Below are 25,139 nucleotides of genomic sequence, written 5' to 3'. Positions count from 1 at the left end.
AGTTTCTATATTCATGTGTAAATCACTGAGTTGAAATGCACATACTGTTGCTTTGGTTAAAATAATCATCAATTACAATTAAGATTTTCATGTTTTTCCTTAAGATGTGTTAATAGAAAATGTTAGTTATAATGAAACCAATGAATTATAGAGATAAAAAATATGATCTTTGGTGCAGATAATAAAGTAGCTGCAATTAATGCAGTTGAAGTAACTAGTGATACAGCTGATATTGTAGTTAATATCACTTATGTAGCCGATAATCAGTATATGCATATCATCTATACGGATAGGAATGATGAAGTGGTTAGAATTGATAAAGTTAGTAGTCAAACAGATCAAACTGTAAATGTTAATTCTAATGTACCTAATGGTTGGAAATTGCTCGATAATGAAAAAATTCCAGCAACTATTCACTTTACTGGAACGCCAATAGCTGATATCAAGTTAACAATTGAACATAGTTTTACTAAGGTTACTCATGACAAGCCAGTTGAGTTAAATAGTAAGACTATTACAGGTCAAACAATTAGTGGTGCTCATCAAAATGATTTGAATCAGGTGATCACTCGTAAAATTACAATATATGAACCTGATAAAAAGGTACAAACAATTAAACAAATTGCTAGAATTTACCGTAATGCCATGATAGATAATGTTACTGGTAAAGTAAAATATAATGATTGGTCAAACAGATCAAAATATAGTCATCACTTATAGCGCTAATATTCAACAAGTTAAAATTCTATATGTTGATGAAAAAGGTAGTGAAGTTTCATCAATGTTATTGAAGGGGAATACTGATCAAACAGTTAATGTCAGTTATTCAGTACCAGACCATTGGATAGCTATCTCTGGTCAAGATAGTCCATTGCAATATACATTTAAGGCAAAAGATAATAAAAATATTGTAATTAGAATTGGTCATAAGTTAGAAGATCAAGAAAATGATATCCATAAAATAATTCGCAATGTTAATATTGTGAATCCCGATGGTAGTGTAGCTAAAGTATCGCAAACAGCTATCTTTACAAGAGTTCATCAACGTGATGAAGTAACTGGGGAAGAAGTTTATGGTAACTGGGATAAGATATCGCAAGATTTTAATGCTATAGATATACCCAAAATATTTGGTTATACTGCAACTTCTTCAGTTGGAAAGATGACTGTAACTCCGGATTCACAGAGTGAAAATATAACTATTACTTATACGGCTGATATTCAAAATAATAAAATTGTGATAATTGATGATGAAAGCCATGGATCCCAAATTAATACAGTTGGGTTTACTGGTAAAACTGGGAAGAGTATTGCATGGCAAGTAACTATACCAGAAAATTATGATTTAGCTGCTGGTGGTAAGATATCAGGGAATTATACTTTTAATGCTGTGAATCAAATCCCAATTGAAGTTCATGTTCGGCATAAGCATGTACAAGATGACGAATCTAAATCAGTTACACGAACCATCGTTACTAACTTGCCAGGATTAGATAAATCTGAAATTGTTCAAACTGTAACATTTAGTAGAATTATAGATAAGGATTTAGTAGATGGTAATTAAGTTATGGTGCATGGAAATCTGACTCGGATACTAAATGGGATGCATTTATTCCTTCAACAATTAAAGGTTATACTCCGGATAAACTAGAAATTGTTAAAGAAAATGTTTCTGTTGATACTAAAAATCAAACTATTGTAATAGATTACATAGAAAATGTTGCTCATGTAAATTTGGATGGGAAAATAGCCCACAAATATAGTCAATTTTTATCACTTTCTGACTTAAAAAATATATTTCAGTTTCAAATAATGAATTTAAGCTTCCAGAATTATCGTTTGATGATTTTGATTGGTATCAAAATGGTGTCCAATTAAATAAAGTTCCTAAAATGTTGGTGAATATACTGTCAAATTAAATAATAAAATAATATCTGCTTTAAATAGTCAGAATGATAATTATAATTTTAAATTTGACAATAATAGCCTAGATTATACAATTTCTCCAGCTACTGCAACGGTTAAACTGGTTGGTTATGATACGCAACAACAAGGTAATCAATTTGATTTAAATAAATATGCAATTCAAATAGGTTCAGAAATGCGTCAACTATCAGATTTGAACTGAGATCGAAGTTATTTATACCTTAATAAAAATAATAATATTCCAGGTAATTATTCAATTGAATTAAAAAAAGTTGCACAAGAAAAGATTCAAGAATTATATCCTAATTATTTAATAGATTTTGAAAATCAAGCTTCTTTTGATTTATGGAATACTGAGTTGATTCAATACGTAGGTGAAAATGGTGAAGTTATAAGTGAAGATACTTTTGTTGGAAAAGATCAAGAAAAACAAGATGTTACCATAAATTATCCAAAAGGATGGATTTTATCAGATCAAGAAGTACCAACTAAAATCCAAATTAATGGTGGGATTACACAAATTCATATTAAACATGCAAAAACAGTGGTAAAAGCTGATGATCCAAAAACTACTGATGATGTTTTACCTCATAATACTGATGCACATTATCCAGATGGAGTGAAAAAAGAAGATCTGAATAAAACTATTACAAGAAAGATCATTATCAATTTGCCAAATGGTGAAGTAAAGACTAGGGTGCAAATAGCTAATTTTACTAGGGATGCGGAAGTTGATGAAGCTACCGGAGATATTCATTATTTGAAGTGGAGATTGGATAAAAATGGGCTAACAGAATATCTAGTGCCTAAATATCAGGGCTATAAGGCTAATTTGGAAAAAGTTAATTATGAGATACCAAATGTAAATAGCCACTATGATGATTTAGTGATTGAATATGTTGCTGACAAACTTTCTGATGATTCACCAACGGATTCACATGACGATGTTATTAATACTAACTCGAGTCTTGATAATTTTCTGTCAGAAAAAGATCGAGAAGATAATAATAGTCAATATGAACGATTAAATCAAAATGATGATATATTTAATGCACCATTAGGTAAGGCGGAAGTACCAGATAAACGGTCAGATAAGAAGACACAATCATATAAAAACCATCATAAAGTGATAAGTAATGCCAATATTACTCAGTTTAACAAATATGAATCTTCGAAAAAATTAATAACAAATGATCGGATTCCAAATAGCACTGAGAAAGATAAAAAAGTTAATAAAGTTGAAAATATAAAATTACGCCAGAAAATATCATTTAAAAATAGTACAAAAATATTACCTGAAACTGGTGAAAATAATCAATATCTACCATGGATGGGTATTTTACTTTCCATGTTGGGGTTAAATGGTTTAGTCGTTAGACGTAAAAAGAAGATGAAATAAGTAATAGCTTATTTCTGGTTTTAGAAAAAATGAAGAATAGTAGTAAGGTAGTAAGCGTCAAAAGTTATGGGGCGCAAGAATTGGCTGTTTTTTCAAAGCTTTGAAGGCACACAGACAAGCAGCATCATTTTAAGCTTGATCGAAACAGCTAAGAGGTATGAATTAGACCCAGAAAAATACTTAAATTATTTGCTTTAAAAACTGCCTAACGAGGGAATTTTAAACTGGAAGCACTGAAAGCTTATTTGCCATGGCAAGTAGAAATTCAAAAGATATGTAAATAGAAGACACGACAAAAGCCGACCTAGGAAATCACCTAGATCGGCTTTTCAATATACTTCGTTATCTGACGCTTACAAAAAGTTAGCTACTTTAAAGAATGAAACTGACTATTGGTGGAGCTAATAAAAATAATGGTAAGAAAACTGCAATAATTATAGCTATAGACTAAATATTTATAATTTTTAGATAAAATGAGCTTAATTTAAAAAATAACGATAAATTTTATGAATAAAATCTTTAGCAAATTCTTATAAGCGCTTACATGATATACTGAGCTTATCAGTAAGACTGAAAGTGTTATTGTTTATTGCGCTCATTTGTTATAAATGACCACAATTATTAAATTTTGTACAAAATTAAAAGATATGGATATATAAAATTTATGTTTAAATGCCTGAAAATATAATTTTAACTGTTTTATCGGATATGTAATAAGGGTGATAAGGAATTAATCATCCGAAGTATACAGGAAATCGGAGGGCATGAAAAATGATTTCTAAAAATAATCGCATTAAGAGAATGGAAGCAACTTCAGAGCGCAAACAGCATCATGGGATTCGTACACTATCTGTTGGTGCCGTTTCAGTTCTTTTAGGAACTACTTTGTGGATTAGTATTCCTACTAGCACAGTTCATGCTGATGAAATTAATATTGATGACAATCAACCTAAAACAAATTTAGAAAGTAATGAATCCGCTTCAACTGATCATGTAGAAAAAGTGATTGTTGAACAAAATCAATCATCAAGTGAAGGTGCTCAACAAGATATTAATGCAGCAAATGATGTATCTGCACAAAATGATCAAAAAAGTGTTAATAAAATAAATGATGAAATTATAAAAAATGAAAATGTAGACGCTGATATTAAAACAAACACTGATAACAGTCATGCTGAAACATCTTATGGTCAAACTGAATCACAAGAAATAATTGAAAATAAACAAAAAACAGATGTTGAAAAAAATAAAACTCAAACAACAGATAATATTACACCAGTTGAGCAAACTGGCAATTCATCAGAAAATACATCTACGAATGTAACCACTCAAAGCCCTGTAGATAATAGTACTAATAATGATGTTAATGTAAATAATTCTAATTTAGCTGATACACAAGCAGAATTAATTGATTCAAATACACAGTTTTATGAAAGTTCGCCTTTAATTGATCAAATTGGTCAGCAAGGAAAAACTACGGTTAATTCTAGTAACAATACTAGTTCTAAATTAAATATTGATGATCTTTCACCAGATTTAAGCGATGAAGTATTAAAGGCTAATTTAACTCAAGGTAATCAAATATTGCTAAATCAATCTAATTCTAGCGATACAATGGCAGGTAAAAATGCTGATCCTACTAAACAATTAGAGGCAATGGCTAGGACAGCTACCCTTGTTGCAGCGAGTCCAAATGCAGATAATTACACTACTGTTAATAACTATAATGATCTTCAAAGAGCTGTTAGCAATTATAGTGTAAGCGGAGTAAATATCGATGGTGATATTTATGTTTTTGGTAATTTAACTATTAATCGTGCTTTTACTATTAAGGGAACTAATAATGCAAAGTTAAATTTAAATCAAAATGCAATTATTAATAATTCTACTTTAACTCTTGAGGATATTACTGTTAATGGTTCAATTATGGGTAATGGAACAGTAAATATTAAAGGGGATGTTATTTCTAATGTTAATGAATCTAATGGTTATACGCTTACCAATTCTGAAAAAGCAACTCCTGGTGTTAAGGTGAATTGGACTCAAACTAAAGGATATAACATTCAATCAAGTACTGTTAATGTCGATGATAATGCTTCACTAACAATTAATCGCTCATCTGTTGGCGATGGTATCCATTTGTTAAGTAATGGTATTGTTAATGTTGGTAATTATAGCCAATTAACTATTAATATGAATACTAATAATGAATTGGGCACAGGAGCTACTGCTCGTTACCATGATGCAGGTATTTTTGCTGAAAGTAATGGTAGTTTTACTACAGGATATAAGTCTGTAGTGACTCTAAACACCAGTATTGGTCAAGGAATTGCGATGACAGGTCTGAGACCTAACGTAACAGATAATGATCGTTTTGGTGGATATACTCGTGATCGCGCGAATGGTGCGGGTCAAATTAATTTGGGTCAATACTCTACTTTAAACTTTACCGGTCGTGATGGAGTTATTTTGGGTAATAATTCTAATTTTAACGTTGGTGAATATGCCAATGTCCACTTTGAAAATAAAGGACGTGGTGTTGCTCTTGATCTAGCAAATAATAGTAATATTAATATTGCTGATCATGCAGTAACGTATTTCCATTCAGTAGGTAAGAATACCACTAATGCTATTGGTGTTGTAGTTGGTCCATCAGGTAGTTATGAGGGTTATAACTATATTGGTGTAAATGAAGCAGGAAATATTACTATTGGTGAAGATGCAACTTTTAGAGTAATCATGGAAAATCGTGGCGACAATGCTTGGGATGATGTTATTTCTTTAGATTCACAGTTGGCAACAACAAATGCTGCCTTTACTTCCAAAAAAGGTGCTATTATTGACATTCGTGATGATAACACTAACTTCTATGCAGAATTGATTTCCTTCCCATTAGGAGCTGCAAATTCACGGATTGATATTCAAGATCCGCTGCTTCTTAACCTACAACGTTATTCAGCTGGTGGTGAGACTACTGGCTGGATGGCTGGAGTTGGTGGGGTAGCTATTAATTCTACTTCTGAAAAATATACTGCTAACTTGATTTATATGGGTGGTACTAAAGGTGTTTTAAGTATTGGTGGTACTAACTATGTTGTTTACCAACAGATTAAATCAGATGGTGCCCAACAAATTTGGACTGATGTAGATAGTGTAGAATTCCATAAAAATGGTTTTGCTTCACAAGATATTTTCAATAATGGAGCTAATTCTGATGTTTCAATTAGCGGTAATGGTTTCACAAGTGGAATTCGTGCTAACCAAATCCGTGACAATCAGACTGATCCGACTTTAGTGAACTTACAAAATAGTCCTGCTTACGGTATTTCAACTATGCGTGCAAGTCATCAAATTTGGATTCCACATGAAACTTCTACTCAGATTAAGGGAACACATACTAATACTATTAGTTATGTATATGAAGATGGAACACCAGTTATGGGTGCCGATAGTCAACCATTAGTTGTGACTCAAAACTTGAATTTAGCACGTGATTTAACTCTTGATCTAACTTCTGAACAAATTAAAACAATTCAAGACTATGCCTTAGGACATACTGCTGATGAGACCTTGAATTATATTAGAAGTGGCTACTCAGTAACTCAAGATTCTGGTTGGACGTACACTAATGATCAAGGACAAAAAGTGACTGATCCATATGCATCTGTGACTTCCCCAGTAAAAGAAGGATATATTATTACTATTCAATCAACTAATGCACCGGGTGTAACTTTAGGTGCTGATGGTCAAACTGTAAAAGCTAATTTTGTGTTTGATGCAGCCAATGATGTGGTGCAAAATGGTCAATTGTCAGCTGGGTATAGAAATCAAGGTATTACTGGTATTCCGGACAATTATCAAACGATCGTTGTTTACAAGAAAGCAGAAAAGGGTTCTGTTCAAGTAATCTTTTACGATGATACGACTAACGATGCTATCCCAAGTGTTGGTTTTAATTCAGGGACAGAGGAAGCAGGAACACCAGTTACATATACAACTGCACAAAATATTAGTGATTTAGAAAAACAAGGATATGTATATGTAAGTACAGATGGTGTGATTCCAACAACTATACCTAATAATGCAACCCTAATTACTGTTCATATGAAGCATGGTACCAATCCAGTCAACCCTGATCAGCCAACTGATAAGTATACTAAGGAAGATTTGCAAAAGACAGTAACTCGGACAATCAATTATATTGACACTGCTGGCAATATAATTGCTGACTCTGTTACTTCGACGGTTGTCTTTACAGGTTCAGGCACAATTGATACAGTGACAGGTAACTTAGTAACCGTTGATGCAAGTGGTAATATTGTAGATCAAAACGGTCAACTCACTTGGACTTATTCAGTAGATGGCGATAGTGCTCAAAGTGGTAATTCTTATACATTTGCTGAAACTGCTGCCAAACCATCAATTGATTATAATGGATCTACATATAACTTTGTTTCAGTAACTCCTGGTAACTATAGTGCCGGTAATGGTAGTGTGACGAGTTATGAAGTAAACACTAATAATTCACATGACTTAACAGTTGATGTTATTTACAATGAGGGAGCAACTTATCATACAGGCAAGACTGATACTAAAAATGTAACTAGAATAATTAATTATTTAGATGGTAAAACAGATGAAAAAATCCCAATCAACTTGATCCTAGCTAATCCAGTTGAACAAACTGTAAGTATGTATCGAACTGAAATTTTGGATTCAACTGGCAAGGTGATTGGCTATGGTACAGTGAGCCAAGATGGTAAGATGTACACTCTTAATAATAATTGGATTATTGATGGAATTTGGGAAAGTGTGAATTCACCTGATTTAACTACAAATGGATATAAGGCACCACGGTTCGAAGATAGTAGTTTAGCTGCAATTGTAGCTGAATATATTGTTAATGCTGATACTAAAAATGCAACGGTAAATGTATACTATGATCACCAAGTGATTCCAATTGGACCGGATACTCCAGACAAACATGGTGTAGATATAAATCAAGTTGAAAAGGTTGTTAAAGAAACGGTTCATTATGTTGGCGCGGGTGATAAGACTCCTGCTGATCAAGTTCAAACTTCTAAATGGATTCGTACTGTTACTGTGGATGTCGTGACTAATGAAGTTGTTCCAGATGGAGAATTTACTACTGATTGGACAATTCCAAGTGATGAAAAAAGCACTTACGATCAAGTAGATACTCCAGTAGTGAATGGCTACTATGCTGATCAAGCTAATGTTCCGGCAACTGCTGTAACTCAAAATGATATTGAAAAGACTATTACTTATAAACAAATTGGTAAAGTAATACCAGTTGATCCATCAGGGAATCAGATTCCGGGTATTGATACTCCACATTTCCCTAACGATCCAAATGATCCAACTAAGGTAATTCCAGGAGAAAAGCCATATGTACCAGGATATCATCCTGAAACTGGAAAACCAGGTGACGCAGTTGATCCAGCTCCAGGTGATCCGAGTAAAGATGTTGAAGTTCCATATACTCCGGAAACTCCAATTGTAGATCAAAAAGCAGTAGTAAATTATATTGATTCTGATGAAGAAAACAAAGTGATCACTTCTTCAGGTGATTTAATTGGAAAACCAGGTGAGCAGATTGATTATACAACTATACCAACAATTACAGATCTTACTAATAAAGGATATGTGTTGATTTATGATGGCTTTCCAACTAGAGTAACTTTTGATGATGATGATGGTATTACTCAAATATTCACGGTGGTATTAAAACATGGTACACAAACTGTAACCCCAGAAAAACCAGGAATACCAGGCGATCCCATTAATCCGAATGATCCAGATGGACCTAAGTGGTCAGATGAAACTGGAAAAGATAGCTTGATTAAGACTGGTACTCAAACAATTCATTATGAAGGAGCAGGTAGTAAAACTCCAACAGATAACGTGCAAAACTTCGAGTTTACTAGAACCGCTGTGATTGACAAAGTAACTGGTGAAGTAATTAGCACTAGTGGTTGGAATGTAACTAGTTATACATTTGGTAATGTTGATACTCCAATAGTTGAGGGCTATCATGCAGATAAACGGAATGCTGGTGGTACAACGATTACACCAGATGATTTGAACAAGATGCTGGTAGTAAGATACACACCAAATGGTAAAATTATTCCAGTTGATCCAGCTGGCAATCCAATTCCGAATGTACCAACGCCGCAGTACCCAACAGATCCAACAGATCCAACGAAGGTAGTGCCGGATGAACCAGTGCCAGCTATTCCTGGCTATAGACCAAGCACGCCAATAGTTACACCAACAGATCCTGATAAAGATACTCCGGTTCCATATGCTCCAATTCAAGGTTCAATACAAGTAATTTTCCACGATGACACCAGTAATCAAACTATTCCAGATGTTGGTTATAACTCTGGAGTACAAGATGAAGGTACTAGGATCGATTACACGACTAACAAAAATATTACCGACTTGATTAATAAGGGGTATGTATATGTAGGAACAGATGGTAATGTCCCAGCAGAAATTGTTGCTGATCAAAATATTACTATAACAGTCCACATGAAGCATGGAACAACCACGATTACTCCTGATCAGCCTGGTAAGCCAGGTGAACCAATTAATCCAAATGATCCCAACGGGCCTAAGTGGCCAAGCGATACTGACACTAAGGGATTGACTAAACAAGGTAATCAAACTATTCATTACGTTTACGTTGATGGAAATAAGGCAGCTGATGATAATGTTCAAAATGTTACATTTGTTCATACACTTGTATTTGATAATGTAACTGGTCAAGTGATCGATGATAGGGGATGGACTCCTGAAAGTCATAAGTTTAATAATGTGTTCTCACCAACGATTGATGGCCATCATGCAGATAAAATCGTGGTTGATGGTGTTACAGTAACTGTTGATAATCCAACAAGCGAAACTACTGTGGTTTATGCTAAGAATGGTCAGGTGATTCGTGAGCAGCAAGAAGTTAAAGCTTCGCAGATCGTTAAGTATGTAGATGATGAAGGTAATGAATTACATAAATCTGAATTGCAAGAATTTACATTTACTTATACAGGTGATGCTTATGATGAAGTAACTGGTGCGAAGGTTCAAACTGGTACTTGGAATGCAATAAGCACAGACTTTCCTGTTGTTGATGTTCCAGTAATTACCGGTTACGTAGCTGTTTCTGGCTATACTAACAATAATGGAAAATACATGGCCGGAGGATTTACTACTACTCGTGAATCTAGTGAAGATCAACGTAATCGTGTATTTACAGTTCTTTACAAGAAAGTTGGTAATATTGTACCGGTAGGTCCAGATGGTACTACACCAATTCCAGATGCACCAACTCCGAGTTACAAGAATGATCCAACAAATCCAACTAAGGTAATACCTGATGAACCGGTACCAAAAGTTCCAGGATACACACCAAATACTCCAACAGTAACACCAGGAGATCCTACTACGGATACTCTAGTTCCATATACTCCAGGAAATCCAATTACAGATCAAAAAGCTGTAGTAAATTACATTGATGCTGATGAAGGTAACAAAGTAATTATTAGTTCAGGAAATTTGATTGGTAAAGCAGGAGACAAGGTAGACTATAATACTTCTGATACAATCAAAAATCTTGAAAACAAAGGATATGTATTGGTTCATAATGGTTTTCCAGATGGTGTGACATTTGATAATGATGACAGCACCATTCAGACTTACACAGTTATCTTGAAGCATGGAACAACTATTGTAATACCTGATAAACCAGGTAAGCCAGGTGAACCAATTAACCCTAACGATCCAGATGGACCTAAGTGGCCAGATACAACCGGTAAGGATAACTTGAGTAAGACTGGTACTCAAACTATTCATTATACTGGGGCAGGAAACAATACTCCTAAGGATAATGTACAAAGCTTTACCTTTACTAGAACAGCTGTAGTTGATAATGTAACTGGTAAGGTAATTAGTACCGGTGCTTGGAATGTAACCAGTCATACATTTGGCAATGTAGATACCCCAGTGGTTGAGGGCTACCATGCAGATAAGCGTACTGCAGGTAATACTACAATTACCCCAGAGGACTTGAATAAGATCGTAACTGTAAACTACACAGCCAACGGAAAGATTATTCCAGTAGATCCAAATGGTAAGCCAATACCAAACGTACCAACGCCAACCTACCCAACCGATCCGAATGATCCAACTAAGGTAGTGCCAAATGAACCGGTACCAACTATCCCAGGTTACAAGCCAAGTGTGCCAACGGTGACTCCAAGCGATCCAGGCAAGGATACGCCAGTACCATACGCACCACAAACTACGCCAGTAACGCCGAATATACCGGTAACTCCAAATGAGCCAAGTACTCCAACAACACCAGATACATCAGCTCCAACACCGCACGGAGAAGATGTACCGGTAACACCGAATGAGCCAGATACACCGGCTCCAGCACCACATGGTGAAAAGCCGGAAGAACCAGACAGACCAGCTCCAGCTCCACATGCACCAAAGGCACCTACTGCTAAGGGCAATAACACTCCAGAAAAGGAAGATAAGACTGTTCCAACTGCAGCTGCTGTAGTTAAGAATGAACAAACTCCTGAAGCAGAGCTTCCACAAACAGGTGAAAAGAATGACAGTGCAGCTGCAATTCTAGGAGCAACGGCAGGAATGATAGGTTTAATCGGATTATCAGGTGTTAAGAAGAAAAAATCATAATTAAAAAATATTAAATAAAGCCACATTATTATTTTATCTGAATTAATAATGTGGCTTTTTATAATCAATACGAGAGTTGAATATTGAAATGAATAGATTAAAAATAAGATTACAATTATATGAAATTGTTTTGGTTGAAGTGAACTTATAAATTTATTAAATAGTAGTATTTTAGTTTGAAAATATCTGTGTATTTTGGCGTAAAACTATAAATATAAAAGATGTTATTTAAAACTTGAAAAAATAAATTACACTTGTTATTATTAATGTGATGAGGGTGATAAGGAATTGGTCATCCATGTGAGATGTATAGAAATAGGGGGACACGAGACATGGTTTCTAAGAATAACCGCGATAAGAAGATGGAAGCGGTAGCCGAACGTAAGCCACACTTTGCTATTAGAAAGTTGACTATAGGTGCAGCTTCAGTTCTTCTAGGTACAAGTTTATGGATGAGTACTTCTACTAGTACGGTTCATGCTGATGAAACTGACAATAATGACAGTGATGCTAAGACAAATTTAGAAAGTAATCAGTCTGCTTCAACTGGTCATGTTGAAAAGGTTGTTGTTGAACAAAATCAAACAGCAAATGAAAATACAGATGATAGTACTAAAACTAACAATGTATCCGCACAAAATACTCAAGAAAGTGTTGATGAGTCAAGTGATATATCTTCAGATAATGCACAACAAAATAAAGCTATAACTTCTGAAGAACAAAATTCTGATGCTGCAGTAACTATTGATAATAATCAAGCAGCAGATGAGAATAAGGCTGAGACTCAAAAGGTAACTGATAAGACTACTAAAACTAAGCAAGATGATAATAAGAGTAGTCAAACTATTGATAATAAAAAGTCGTCAGAAAAAGCTGCTACAGATACTAGTAATAAAAACAATGTAGAACAAAGTGCTAATTCTGTAGAAAATAATGCTAATATAGACAATTCCATTGCGGCAAACACTCAAACAGATATAACTAAATCAAATATACAACTTAATGAAAGTTTGCCTTCAATAGCTCAAGCTGGTCAAAACGGTAAGACTATTGTTAAAGATAATGATACAACTACTCAAGAATTAAAGATTGGTGATCTTTCATCAGACTTGAGTGGAGATGCCTTAAAAGCTAATTTAACTAAGGGAAATCAAGTATTATTAAACCAATCTAATTCTAGTGAAGTTGTAGTAGGTAAAAATGTAGATCCTACTAAGCAATTGCAAGCAATGGCAAGAACTGCTATGTTTGCTGCAGTAAATCCTAATGCAGCTGATAACTACACTACTGTTAGTGACTTTAATGCTCTTCAACAAGCTGTTAATGATTACAGTGTCAGTGGTGTAAATATCAGTGGTAACATTACTGCATATGGCGATTTAAACATTAATCGTACATTTACTATTAAGGGTGCTGACAATAATGCTACATTAAGTCTTGGTCAAAACAAGATTAATAATAATGGTCAATTAACTCTTGATGACATTACTGTTAATGGTTCAATCCTTGGTAATGGTACTGTAAATATTAAGGGTACTGTTACTTCAAATGTAAATAGTGTTAACTCATCTGTTCCAACACAGGATCAATTTAAAGCTCAAAATTATACTGGTAATAGAAATAACTTTAAGAATTCTAACATTGCTGGTAATAGTGTAAATATTGAAAACGGTGCATCATTAACTATTAATAGTTCTGAAATTAATGATGGTATTAATTTAACTGACGGTGGGACAGTTCGTGTTGGCGATAACGCTACCTTAAATGTTAATTTAACTAACGCTTCAACTACTGCTACTCGTTACCATGTAGCCGGTGTATTTGCAAAAAATGGCGGTAACTTTATTAGTGGTTACAAGTCAAACGTCAACTTTAATACTGGTTTAGGACAAGCTATTGCTATTGGCGCTACTCGACCAACTGGTACTGATTCAGATCGATTTGGTGGATATGGTGCACGTTCAAGAAATGATGGACCAACATTAGCTCAACTAGGTGATTCATCGACATTTAATTTCACTGGTCGTGACGGTATTATCTTAGGTAATAACGCCAACTTTATTTCTGGTGAAAATTCAAATGTTCATTTTGAAAATAAGGGTCGTGGGGTTGCCTTAGATTTAGCTGCTAACTCAAATATCGAAATTTCTAAGCACTCTACTACATATTTCCATTCTGTCGGTAAGACTGGAACGTCAGGTAGTTATGATGGTTACAACTACATTGGTGTTAACGAAGGCGGTAATATTACTGTTGATGAGTACGCTACATTCCGTGTAATTCTTGAAGGTCGTGGCGATAACCCATGGGACGATGTTGTTTCACTTGATTCACAAAATGCGAATACTACTGCTGCCTTTACTTCAAAGAAAGGTGCGATTGTCGATATTCGTGATGATAATACCAACTTCTATGCTGAATTAATTTCCTTCCCATTAGGTGGATCTAATTCACGCATTGATATCCAAGATCCATTGATGCTTAACTTGCAACGTTATTCTAAAGGCGGAGCAACTACTGGTTGGATGCCAACCGGTGGTGACATGATTAACACCACTTCAGCAGAATATACTTCCAATTTGATTTATATGTCTGGTAACAAAGGAGTATTTAGTGTTAGTGGTGGCGACTATGATCCATCAAATCCTAATAGTTCAGGGTTTGTTGTTTACCAACGTATTAAGTCAGATGGTTCAAAGCAAATTTGGCTTAATGTAAATGATGTAAATATTCCAATGAATGGATTCCAGACTAAGGATATTTGGAATAATCAGGCAAACCCAGATGTATCAATTACGGGTAATGGCTTAACTGGTGGTATTAGAGCTAACCAAGTTCATAACTATAATGGTTCTCCATTAACAGGTAAAGATGCACCATATTATGGTATTTCTACTCAGCGTGCGAGCCAACAAATTTGGATTCCTCATAGAACACCGTTGGAAATAACTGGTAATCATACAAATACTATTAAGTATGTTGATGAACAAGGGAATGAAATTTTCCCAGAAAATACCTCATCCTTAAATTTGAAGCGTAATATTATCCTTGATATTACACAAGACCAAATTAAGAAAATTCAAGATTATGCATTGAACCATACAGCTGATGAAACATTAGAGTATATAAAGAATAGCCAATCAGTTGCTCAAGATTCAGGATGGAAATTTACTAACGGTAGCGGTCAGACAGTGACAGATCCATATGCTACCGTAGAATCACCTAAACTGGATGGCTATACTGCTACTATTCAATCAACTAATGTTCAAGGTTTAAAGGTTGGAGAAGACGCCTCTTCTGTAACTGCTAAATTTGCAGTAAATCCATCCGAAGATATAGTTCAAAATGGTGAATTGACAGATAGCTATAAGAATGACGGTATTACTGGCATACCTGATAATTATGTTACTGTTGTTGTCTACAAAAAAGCAGTTGAAAAAGGTTCAGTAAAAGTTGTTTACCACGATGATACTACTAACACTGAGATTCCAAATACTGAATACAATACTGGTTCAGTAGACGCTGGTACTAAAGTGGACTACACAACTACAACTACTATCACCAATCTTGAAAATCAAGGATATGTATATGTATCAACAGATGGTACTATACCTTCAACAATTGAAGGAAATCAAAACGTAGTAGTAACTGTACATATGAAGCATGGTGTGCAACCAGTAACTCCAGATACACCAACTCCAGATGTACCAAAGAATACTCCAGCAGAAGCACAACCTGATCAATTAACTAAAAAGGTTAACTTAACTGTTAACTACGTAAATAGCGATGGTTCAACCTTTACTGCTACTGTTCCTGCAAATGCTAAGCAAACTGTTACCTTCACTGGAACTGCTTATGTAGATAAAGTTACTGGTCAATTGGTTAACGCTACTCAACAAAATGGTCAGTGGGTAATCGATGAGAATAATACTGCAACTCCACAAATCACGTGGACTAGCGATAAGACCTCATTTGATAAGGTTGTTTCTCCAGTAGAACAAAATTACCATTTAATCAGTATTTCTGATCATCAAGATGGCAACGATGTTGCCACAATTACTGGTCTGACTAAAGATAGTGGAGATATTACCGTAACTGTAACTTATGCTCCTAATGGTAAGATCATCCCAGTTGATCCATCAGGGAACCCAATTCCAGATGCACCAACACCACAATATCCAACAGATCCAACGGATCCATCTAAAGTAACTCCAAACGAACCAGTACCAAATGTTCCAGGTTACACTCCAAGTGTTCCAACAGTAACACCAATAGATCCTGGTAAGGATACCCCAGTTCCATACACTCCTGAAACGCCAGCTAAGGATCAAAAGGCTGTAGTAAACTACGTTGACGCTGATGAAGATAATAAGTTAATCACTAGTTCAGGTGACCTAACAGGTAAGGCTGGTACAAAGATTGACTACTCAACTAATTCAACTATTGAAGACCTCACTAACAAAGGATATGTATTGGTAAACGATGGCTTCCCTAAGGATGCTACATACGACAATGACGACAATACTACTCAAACTTATACAGTGGTATTACGTCATGGTACTCAACCAGTAAATCCAACTAACCCAGGTAAGCCGGGCGAACCAATCAATCCTAATGATCCAGATGGTCCTAAGTACCCAACGGGTTCTAATGAAGTAACTAAGACAGTTACTAGAACTATTCAATACTTAGACGAAGATGGTAATAAAGTTAGTGATTCTGTTGAGCAACCAGTCAACTTTACTGCAAGTGGTGTTCTTGACAAGGTAACAGGTGAATGGACAACTCCATTAACTTGGAGTGTTGATCAAACTGTCTCAGCAGTTAAATCTCCAGTTGTTTCTGGATATCACTTGGTAAGTGTTGATCGTGATCAAGATGGTAATAATGTAAAGGATGTAACTCTTACTCATGATGATAATAGTTACATAGTGACTGTGCGTTATGCTAAGAACGGTAAGATTATTCCAGTAGATCCAAATGGCCACCCAATTCCAAATGTACCACAGCCACAATATCCAACCGATCCAAATAATCCAGCTAAGGTAACACCGGATGAGCCAGTGCCAAATATTCCTGGTATGACTCCAAGTGTTCCAACAGTGACACCGACTGATCCAGGTAAAGATACTCCAGTTCCGTATACTCCAGTAGCACCAGCTAAGGATCAAGTTGCTCAAGTAATTTACCGTGATGTAAATGATCCAAACAAGGTAACTCAACTTGCAACTTCAGGTGATCTTACTGGTAAAGCTGGTTCCGAGATCGATTACAATGCACAATCTGAAATCGATAACTTGATTAATAAGGGTTATGTGCTTAAGAACAATGGCTTCCCAGCAGGTGCTGTGTTTGATAATGATGACAATAAGACACAGACCTTCTATATTGACTTTGTTCATGGTACTGTTCCAGTAACGCCAACTGATCCAGGTAAGCCAGGTGAACCAATTAACCCTAATGATCCAGATGGACCTAAGTGGCCAGATGGTACTAGTGAAGATAGTTTGAAGAAATCAGGTACACAAACAATTCACTACGTATACTCAGATGGAAGCAAGGCTAAGGATGACAATGTACAAAGCTTTGATTTTACTAAGAGTGCAGTAGTTGATAAAGTAACCGGTGAAATCATTAGTCAAACTGGTTGGAATGTAGATAGTCATACATTTGGCAATGTAGATACTCCAGTAATTGATGGCTACCATGCAGACAAGCGTACTGCAGGTGGTACCACAATTACTCCAGATGATTTGAACAAGGAAGTAACTGTAACTTACACACCAAACGGTAAGATTATTCCAGTAGATCCAAATGGTAACCCAATTCCAAATGTACCAACACCACAGTATCCAACCGATCCAACTGATCCGACTAAGGTAACACCAGATGAACCGGTACCAAATATCCCTGGTTTGACTCCAAGTGTTCCAACAGTAACTCCAACCGATCCAGGTAAGGATACACCGGTTCCATACAACCCAGTAGTTCCAGCTAAGGATCAGGCAGCTGTAGTAAACTACGTTGATGCTGATGAAGATAATAAGTTAATCACTAGTTCAGGTGACTTAACAGGCAAGGCTGGCGAAACTATTAACTATAGTACTGCCGATACAATTAAAGATCTTGAAAACAAGGGATATGTATTGGTAAATGATGGCTTCCCAGCAGGTGCAAAATATGACAGTGATGACAACACTACTCAGATTTACACCGTTGTCTTGAAGCATGGTACAACTACTATTACTCCAGATAAGCCAGGTAAGCCGGGTGAACCAATTAATCCTAACGATCCAGATGGACCTAAGTGGCCAGACAATAGTGGTGAAAACAATTTATCTAAGACTGGTACACAAACTATTCACTACACTGGCGCAGGTGACAAGACTCCTGAAGACAACAAACAAGAGTTCACTTTCACTAAGACAATGGTAGTGGATAACGTAACTGGCAAGGTAATTACTGATGGTGCTTGGAATGTAACTAGTCATACATTTGGTAATGTTGATACTCCAGTAATTGATGGTTACCATGCAGACAAGCGTACTGCAGGTGGTACCACAATTACTCCAGATGACTTGAATAAGACTGTAACTGTAAACTACACACCAAACGGAAAGATTATTCCAGTAGATCCAAATGGTAACCCAATTCCAAATGTACCAACACCACAATATCCAACTGATCCAACTGATCCAACTAAGGTAACACCAGATGAACCAGTACCGACTATTCCAGGTTACACTCCATCGACCCCAACAGTAACACCAACCGATCCAGGTAAGGATACACCGGTTCCATATAACCCAGTAGTTCCAGCTAAGGATCAAAAGGCTGTAGTAAACTACGTTGATGCTGATGAAGATAATAAGTTAATCACTAGTTCAGGTGACCTAACAGGTAAGGCCGGCAAAAAGATTGACTACTCAACCAGTTCAACTATCGAAGATCTTATTAACAAGGGATATGTATTAGTAAACGATGGTTTCCCTAAGGATGCTACGTACGACAATGACGACAATACTACTCAAACTTATACAGTAGTATTCAAACACGGCACTGTTCCAGTAACACCAACCAATCCAGGTAAGCCAGGTGAACCAATCAATCCTAATGATCCAGATGGACCTAAGTGGCCAGATGGCACAGGTGAAAACAGTATTGATAAGACTGTAACTCGTACCATTACTTTCGTAGATAGCAATGGTAAGGAAGTTTCAAGTCCTGTAGAACAAAGTGTTCACTTTACTGCAGTGAAAGATTAGTACTTTGCAAATACTTGATAATTGTAAATTGAAAAATCTGATCTAATTTATAATATCGATACTTGGATTGTGGGTCCTGATAGCTAGGCTTTAATAAACCAATATCTGCATAATAACGTAAAGTTTGAATACTTGTGTGACAATATTCTGCCATCTTACCAATAGAAAACATATTTACTCCTTGGCTCTATAGTTACTATAGACTTTATCATAAATTCAAAGGAGTGAATATTATGATAGAAAAAACAATTCGATTAGTTGTTCCAGATTGGCAAGCAGGTGATAATCCCGTCTATAAATTAGGAGCAAAAGTTTTAAAAGCAATAGCACCGGAGAATAAAGAACAAAAGACAATTACGGTAAAAACTGCTGATAGTAACCAAACGTTAGAGAAAGAAAATAACGTAACAGCTCAATCAGCTGTATTAAAAAATATTAGAAATACTAAAAAAGTCATCATTACCGAACAACCAAATAAAATTATTACCTTCGGTGGTAATTGTTTAGTATCGCAGCAACCAATTGACTATCTTAACGGAATCTATGGAGAAAAATTAGGTGTTATCTGGATTGATGCACATCCTGATATTTCTAATCCGGAAGTTTTTTATAATGAACACGCTATGGTAGTGGGAAATCTATTACATCGTGGTGATCCAGCTATTCAAAAAGAGGTAGATAATCCGTTAAAATCTAATCAAATTTTCTACGCTGGTTTACAAGAGCCGACTAACAATGAAAAGAAATTAATTGAACAAGCAGGTATCAAATATAAGGTTCAAGATGAAAATCAAATAGATTCTGAAAGAGTAATAGATTGGATCAAAGAAAATAATTTTGAACATATTTATATTCACTTAGATGTGGATGTAATGAACTCTGATTCAAAGAATTTCTATGCCACATATTTTAACAATCCTGATCTAGGAGAAATACCTGACAATGCAGCAGTAGGTAAAATGAGTAGAAAGAGCATCTGGCAATTTATTAGTAACTTCAGCCAAGAATATAATCTTGTTGGTCTAACCTTAGCTGAGTATTTGCCTTGGAGTGCTAAAGAAATGTTAGATTTAATGAATAATACTAATATTTTTTAGATTTTCTTGAGCACTTATAAAAAGTAAGTTAAAATGTATTTAACTTAATTAAAAAATCATTTATTAATTCAAGGAGGAGATAATCATGCAAATTTTTGTAGCAGGTGGTTCTGGTCGTGTCGCAACTGAATTGATTAAGGACTTAGTTGCAGATGGTCATACGGTTATAGCAGGTGCACGTCATGAAGATCATGTTATTAAGTTAGATAATGTAAAAGCAGTTCATATGGATCTTCATGCTAGCGTTGATGACTTAGCTAAATTAATTAAAGGCAGCGATGTCGTTTACTTTACAGCTGGTTCACGTGGTAAGGATCTGCTTCAAACAGATGCATTTGGTGCTGTAAAGACTATGCAAGCAGCAAAGAAACTTGGTATTGAAAGATATATCATGCTCAGTTCTATCTTTTCATTAGAACCAGAGATGTGGCACATTGACGGGTTGAACCAAATTATGGACTATAATGTTGCTAAGTACTTTGCAGATAATTATCTTATAAATCAAAGTGGACTTAAATATACTATTTTGCAACCAACTGGCTTAACAGAAGAAGAGGGTACGGGCAAAATTAGTTTAAATGTTACTAAAGCAACTACAAATCCAATTCCTGATGTAGCAAAGACTTTGGCTGAGATCCTTAAACATGATAATACTATTGGCAAAGTCATTATGATGAAAACTGGTAATACACCAATCGATGAAGCTTTAGATAGTGTTAAGTAGAATAAGCAATGTAAATAAAAATGCATCCCCAAATTTAGAGATGCATTTTTATTTACCATCAATCTGTTTTTGCCCAAACATCCTTAATGTCTTGAATTAATGGCATTACGCGCTCTTTATTTTTTGATAAATAATTTGCATAAAAAGACATGGATGCATCTTTATCAGAAATTGGGACAGGGATTCGATCAACTTGATCTTTCTCTTCCCATCTAGGATCGAAAACTGAGAGATTGGTAGTGAAATATGGAAAAATAGAGTAATTCTTTATTTCATCAAAATCGCTACGTTTACTTTGATATAAAAACTTAGCATCAGGAATCTTTTGCTGGATAAGTTCACGCCAAATACCAATATCCTGCAAAACAATAAAACTCATTCCATGTAAATCACTAAAAGAAACGCTTGTCTGACTTGCTAGGGGAGTAAACTCATTTAAATTGGCAATTAAATGCTCAACTCCGAGATATGCGCTATCAATTTTGTCGTTTTTGATAGAACTATTAGTAAAGACAATGGTATATTGCTCATTAATTAGAGTTTGTTTCAACTTGTCGGATGGTAATAGCTCGTCTTGGATTGCTAAGTTTGAATTATCCAATTGATTCAATACGATTAATGGTCCTGGTGCAGTTGAAGCAATCGTAATTTGCTTTTGACTTTGATCAAAAGATTGTACTTCACTAACAAAGTTATTGTTCATTGCTAAAACTTCAGCTGCCTTTTTTGCTGCAAATTTTCCAGTCTCATTCAAACTAATCTTATTTGGTGTACGTTCAAAGAGCTTTAATCCGAGTTCTTCTTCGATCTTCTTTGTCCCACGTGTAATCGCTGGTTGCGACACATTTAAATGTTCTGCAGTTTGAGCCAGTGTATTGTATTTTGCAAAAGCAACCAGCTCTTCTAATAAATAGTTATCAATCATTTTCATCACCTTACGCTAAGCGTATACTACCATGCAATAGTTTGAATTTTCAACTACTAATTTTCAGACTAAGATAATAACTGTAAATTGAAACAAGTTAGGAGCTATACACATGGTAGAAACTTTTAAATTAAACGATGGAAACAATATTCCTGCAATTGGATTTGGTACATTTCAAATTCCAGATGACGGTTCAACTTATAAGGACGTTCTTAATGCGTTAAAACTTGGCTATCGTCACATCGATACTGCCGTTGCTTACTTCAATGAAGATGAAGTAGGTAAGGCTATTCGTGACAGTGGTATTCCACGTGATCAAATTTGGGTAACTTCAAAGTTATGGCTTCAAGATTATGCATATGAAGATGCTAAGAAAGCCATTAATCTATCACTTAAAAATCTAGGTTTAGATTACATCGATCTTTACTTAATTCACCAACCATACGGTAAAGTTGATGAAGCCTGGAAAGCAATGGTTGAAGCTAAGAAGGCTGGTAAGATTCGTTCAATCGGTATTTCTAACGTAACACCAAAGATTTGGCACAAGTGGGAAGACATCTTTAAAGAAAACAAGCCAGCAGTTAACCAAGTTGAATTTAATCCATACTTCCAACAAAAAGAATTACGTAAAATTATGGCTGAAAATCAAATTACTTTGGAAGCATGGGCACCACTTGGTCAAGGTAATCATAATTTATTTAAAGAACCTGTTCTTAATAGACTTGCTAAGAAGTATGACAAGAACGTTGGGCAAATTATGCTTAGATTTGAACACCAAGAAGGCATAATCGTCTTTCCTAAGTCAGTTCATGAGGCACGGATTAAGTCAAACAAGGACATTTTTGACTTTGAATTGACTAGCGACGAAATGGATGCAATTCGTGCATTGGATAAAGGTAAAGGGATGCATGATCCAGATGCTCCAGGCGTTGAAGAAATGCTTAGCAAATATAACGTTCACGCAAATGATTAATAAAAAGGGAGATAAGAAATATGACAGACATTCCAAAGATTAAGTTAAATGACGGCAATGAAATTCCACAATTAGGTTTTGGTGTATTCCAAATTTCTAACCATGATGAAGCAGTAAAGGCAGTAGAATCCGCAATTAGTAATGGCTACCGTTTGATTGACACCGCAGAAGCTTACAACAATCAAACTGCTGTCGGTGAAGCAATCAAGAATAGTGATGTTAACCGTGACGATATTTTCTTGACTACTAAGTTGTGGGTATCAAACTTTACTTACGAAAAAGCTTCCAAGGCAATTGACGAGGATTTGAAAGAACTTGGTACTGATTACATTGACATGATGCTTTTACACCAAGCTTACGGTGATGTAGCAGGCGCATGGCGTGCCTTGGAAGATGCACAAAAGGCTGGCAAGACTAAGTCAATCGGTGTATCTAACTTCTGGCCAGATCAATTGATGAACTTGCAATTGATGAGTAATGTAAAACCAGTTGTTAACCAAATCGAAGTTAACCCATGGTTCCAAAGAGAACCCGAAGTTAAATGGAATCAAAAAGATGATGTTGCAGTAGAGGCTTGGGCTCCATTTGCAGAAGGTAAAGATGGCATTTTCACTAACCCGGTTTTGACTGAAATCGGTAAGAAATATGGTAAGTCAAACGGTCAAGTTATCTTGCGTTGGCTCATTCAACGTGGCATTATCGTAATTCCTAAGTCAGTTCACGATGCGCGACAAAAGGAAAATATCGATATCTTTGACTTTGAACTGAACAATGACGATATGCAAAAGATTGCTGCATTGGATAAGAATGTAAGTCAATTTTTTGATCACCACGATCCTACTACTATTGAGCAAATCTTTGGTTCTAGCTTAAATCAATTAAGAAGATAGTTGCTTTTTAAGACAGTCATTAATGAGAATATCGTTGATAACTGCCTTTTTTGGCATAATCACATTGAGCGCATCTTGGGTATCTTTTATAGGATTTGTCTAAACCTACTAAAGAGTGACCTCTGCATACCTCCTGAAATCGATAAGTAATTAAATTGAGTTTTGTAAGTCGTTTATTAGCGCTTACAAAGCTTTTTAGTATATACTTAGTTTGATACTTAAAATATAATATATAACTTAGGAGAAAATAATGAATTTTAACTCTTTACAAGATACTTACACATTAAATAACGGTGTGAAGATTCCGATTATCGGTTTTGGTACTTGGCAAACACCTGATGGTGAAGTTGCTGAAGAATCTGTTTTGGCCGCATTAAATTGTGGCTATCGTCATATTGATACAGCTAGTGCTTACGGTAATGAAGATAGTGTAGGTAGAGCCATTCAAAAGAGTGGTATTAATCGCCATGAATTGTTTATCACTACCAAATTGTGGAACTCTGATCACGGATATGAAAAGACTAAGAAAGCAATTGATCAAAGCTTGCTTGACTTAAAGCTTGATTATCTTGATATGTACTTAATTCACTGGCCAAATCCAAGCAGTATGCGTGATCATTGGGCTGAAATAAACGCGGAAAGTTGGAGAGCAATGGAAGAAGCAGTTCGCGCTGGAAAAATTCGTGCAATCGGAGTGTCTAACTTTAGAAAACATCACTTGGATGCATTGATGGAAACTGCAGAAATTAAGCCCGTTGTTAACCAAATTTTCTTGAATCCAAGTGATTTACAATCTGAAGTTGTTACTGAAAACAAGAAGCTTGATTTGCTAAGTGAAGCTTATAGTCCACTTGGAACTGGTGGTTTGTTAGGTAACGAGGTAGTAAAAGAAGTTGCTGCAAATTATGGCAAATCTACAGCTCAAGTATTGATTCGCTGGTCACTTCAACATGGCTTTTTACCGCTTCCAAAGTCAGTTCATCCAGAATACATTAAGGCAAATGCAGATGTATTTGATTTTGAAATTAGTCCAGAAGATATGGCTAAACTTGATAACTTGCACGGTGTGGCTGGTGTAGCTAACGATCCAGATAAAGTTGATTTTTAATCAATAAAGTTAAAAATCATTAATCCATTAATTGGGATTAATGATTTTTTGTTTACTGTTGGCACTTTGATAAATTCGTTTAAATCAGTTTATATTATTTGATTGAAT

General features: G+C 35.4%; 14 protein-coding genes and 1 pseudogene. 13 read left to right on the top strand and 2 right to left on the bottom strand.

What is annotated here, in order from left to right:
* Nucleotides 1–162: 162 nt before the first annotated feature.
* The 8 genes and pseudogenes from SO785_RS03640 to SO785_RS03620 all read left to right on the top strand — a co-directional run bounded on the left by SO785_RS03640 (nucleotide 163) and on the right by SO785_RS03620 (nucleotide 19,314).
* Nucleotides 163–720, top strand: coding sequence for a mucin-binding protein (locus SO785_RS03640; RefSeq protein WP_003547204.1), 558 nt, complete (start codon nucleotides 163–165; stop codon nucleotides 718–720).
* Complete coding sequence (locus SO785_RS03635) at nucleotides 680–1,564, top strand: mucin-binding protein (protein WP_003547206.1); 885 nt, start codon at nucleotides 680–682, stop codon at nucleotides 1,562–1,564. The genes SO785_RS03640 and SO785_RS03635 overlap by 41 nt, the downstream gene beginning before the upstream one ends.
* 47 nt (nucleotides 1,565–1,611) lie before the next feature.
* Nucleotides 1,612–1,878, top strand: coding sequence for a hypothetical protein (locus tag SO785_RS09630; RefSeq protein ID WP_425604250.1), 267 nt, complete (start codon nucleotides 1,612–1,614; stop codon nucleotides 1,876–1,878).
* A 49-nt stretch (nucleotides 1,879–1,927) separates the two neighbouring features.
* A complete protein-coding gene (locus SO785_RS09605) occupies nucleotides 1,928–2,128 on the top strand; it encodes a hypothetical protein (RefSeq protein ID WP_157950737.1) in 201 nt (66 codons plus the stop codon).
* A 156-nt stretch (nucleotides 2,129–2,284) separates the two neighbouring features.
* Nucleotides 2,285–3,325 carry an LPXTG cell wall anchor domain-containing protein gene (locus SO785_RS03630; RefSeq protein WP_003547208.1) on the top strand — a complete coding sequence of 347 codons (1,041 nt, stop codon included), beginning with the start codon at nucleotides 2,285–2,287 and terminating at the stop codon, nucleotides 3,323–3,325.
* Between the two features lie 57 nt (nucleotides 3,326–3,382).
* Nucleotides 3,383–3,609: pseudogene (locus SO785_RS09625) on the top strand (transposase domain-containing protein); the annotation flags it as partial.
* A gap of 487 nt (nucleotides 3,610–4,096) precedes the next feature.
* A complete protein-coding gene (locus SO785_RS03625; RefSeq protein WP_025079756.1) occupies nucleotides 4,097–12,049 on the top strand; it encodes a mucin-binding protein in 7,953 nt (2,650 codons plus the stop codon).
* Between the two features lie 332 nt (nucleotides 12,050–12,381).
* Nucleotides 12,382–19,314, top strand: coding sequence for a mucin-binding protein (locus tag SO785_RS03620; RefSeq protein WP_021874081.1), 6,933 nt, complete (start codon nucleotides 12,382–12,384; stop codon nucleotides 19,312–19,314).
* Here SO785_RS03620 and SO785_RS03615 read toward each other — a convergent pair.
* The gene (locus SO785_RS03615; RefSeq protein ID WP_011254319.1) at nucleotides 19,295–19,486 is read right to left on the bottom strand and encodes a MerR family DNA-binding transcriptional regulator; all 192 of its coding nucleotides are present in this window, start codon (nucleotides 19,484–19,486) and stop codon (nucleotides 19,295–19,297) included. The genes SO785_RS03620 and SO785_RS03615 overlap by 20 nt on opposite strands.
* Before the next feature lie 61 nt (nucleotides 19,487–19,547).
* Between SO785_RS03615 and SO785_RS03610 the strand changes: the two genes are divergently transcribed.
* Both SO785_RS03610 and SO785_RS03605 read left to right on the top strand, forming a co-directional pair.
* On the top strand, nucleotides 19,548–20,411 hold the full coding sequence (locus tag SO785_RS03610) for an arginase family protein (protein WP_003547285.1): 864 nt from the start codon (nucleotides 19,548–19,550) through the stop codon (nucleotides 20,409–20,411).
* An 85-nt stretch (nucleotides 20,412–20,496) separates the two neighbouring features.
* Nucleotides 20,497–21,135, top strand: coding sequence for an SDR family oxidoreductase (locus SO785_RS03605; RefSeq protein ID WP_003547287.1), 639 nt, complete (start codon nucleotides 20,497–20,499; stop codon nucleotides 21,133–21,135).
* A 58-nt stretch (nucleotides 21,136–21,193) separates the two neighbouring features.
* Here the strand turns inward: SO785_RS03605 and SO785_RS03600 are convergent, their stop codons facing one another.
* A complete protein-coding gene (locus SO785_RS03600; RefSeq protein WP_011254320.1) occupies nucleotides 21,194–22,060 on the bottom strand; it encodes a LysR family transcriptional regulator in 867 nt (288 codons plus the stop codon).
* A 112-nt stretch (nucleotides 22,061–22,172) separates the two neighbouring features.
* On the opposite strand from SO785_RS03600, the gene SO785_RS03595 reads away from it, so the two are divergent.
* From SO785_RS03595 to SO785_RS03585, 3 genes are all read left to right on the top strand, one after another.
* Complete coding sequence (locus SO785_RS03595) at nucleotides 22,173–23,033, top strand: aldo/keto reductase (protein ID WP_021874082.1); 861 nt, start codon at nucleotides 22,173–22,175, stop codon at nucleotides 23,031–23,033.
* Nucleotides 23,034–23,053: 20 nt separating this feature from the next.
* Entirely contained in the window at nucleotides 23,054–23,923 is an 870-nt protein-coding gene (locus SO785_RS03590) for an aldo/keto reductase (protein WP_003547292.1), read from the top strand.
* Between the two features lie 250 nt (nucleotides 23,924–24,173).
* Nucleotides 24,174–25,031, top strand: a complete 858-nt coding sequence (locus SO785_RS03585) for an aldo/keto reductase (RefSeq protein WP_011254321.1) — start codon at nucleotides 24,174–24,176, stop codon at nucleotides 25,029–25,031.
* Nucleotides 25,032–25,139: the final 108 nt, after the last annotated feature.

The organism is Lactobacillus acidophilus (assembly GCF_034298135.1).
Lineage (GTDB): Bacteria > Bacillota > Bacilli > Lactobacillales > Lactobacillaceae > Lactobacillus > Lactobacillus acidophilus.
The sequence above is the reverse complement of the archived record's forward strand: the minus strand, read 5'-3'. Positions and strand labels throughout refer to the sequence as shown.

Excerpts from the sequence above, each read along its gene's own strand:
- SO785_RS03640 (WP_003547204.1), top strand. The coding sequence starts at position 163 with ATGATCTTTGGTGCAGATAATAAAGTAGCTGCAATTAATGCAGTTGAA.
- SO785_RS03635 (WP_003547206.1), top strand. The coding sequence starts at position 680 with ATGATTGGTCAAACAGATCAAAATATAGTCATCACTTATAGCGCTAAT.
- SO785_RS03625 (WP_025079756.1), top strand. The coding sequence starts at position 4,097 with ATGATTTCTAAAAATAATCGCATTAAGAGAATGGAAGCAACTTCAGAG.
- SO785_RS03620 (WP_021874081.1), top strand. The coding sequence starts at position 12,382 with ATGGTTTCTAAGAATAACCGCGATAAGAAGATGGAAGCGGTAGCCGAA.
- SO785_RS03615 (WP_011254319.1), bottom strand. The coding sequence starts at position 19,486 with ATGTTTTCTATTGGTAAGATGGCAGAATATTGTCACACAAGTATTCAA.
- SO785_RS03610 (WP_003547285.1), top strand. The coding sequence starts at position 19,548 with ATGATAGAAAAAACAATTCGATTAGTTGTTCCAGATTGGCAAGCAGGT.
- SO785_RS03605 (WP_003547287.1), top strand. The coding sequence starts at position 20,497 with ATGCAAATTTTTGTAGCAGGTGGTTCTGGTCGTGTCGCAACTGAATTG.
- SO785_RS03600 (WP_011254320.1), bottom strand. The coding sequence starts at position 22,060 with ATGATTGATAACTATTTATTAGAAGAGCTGGTTGCTTTTGCAAAATAC.
- SO785_RS03595 (WP_021874082.1), top strand. The coding sequence starts at position 22,173 with ATGGTAGAAACTTTTAAATTAAACGATGGAAACAATATTCCTGCAATT.
- SO785_RS03590 (WP_003547292.1), top strand. The coding sequence starts at position 23,054 with ATGACAGACATTCCAAAGATTAAGTTAAATGACGGCAATGAAATTCCA.
- SO785_RS03585 (WP_011254321.1), top strand. The coding sequence starts at position 24,174 with ATGAATTTTAACTCTTTACAAGATACTTACACATTAAATAACGGTGTG.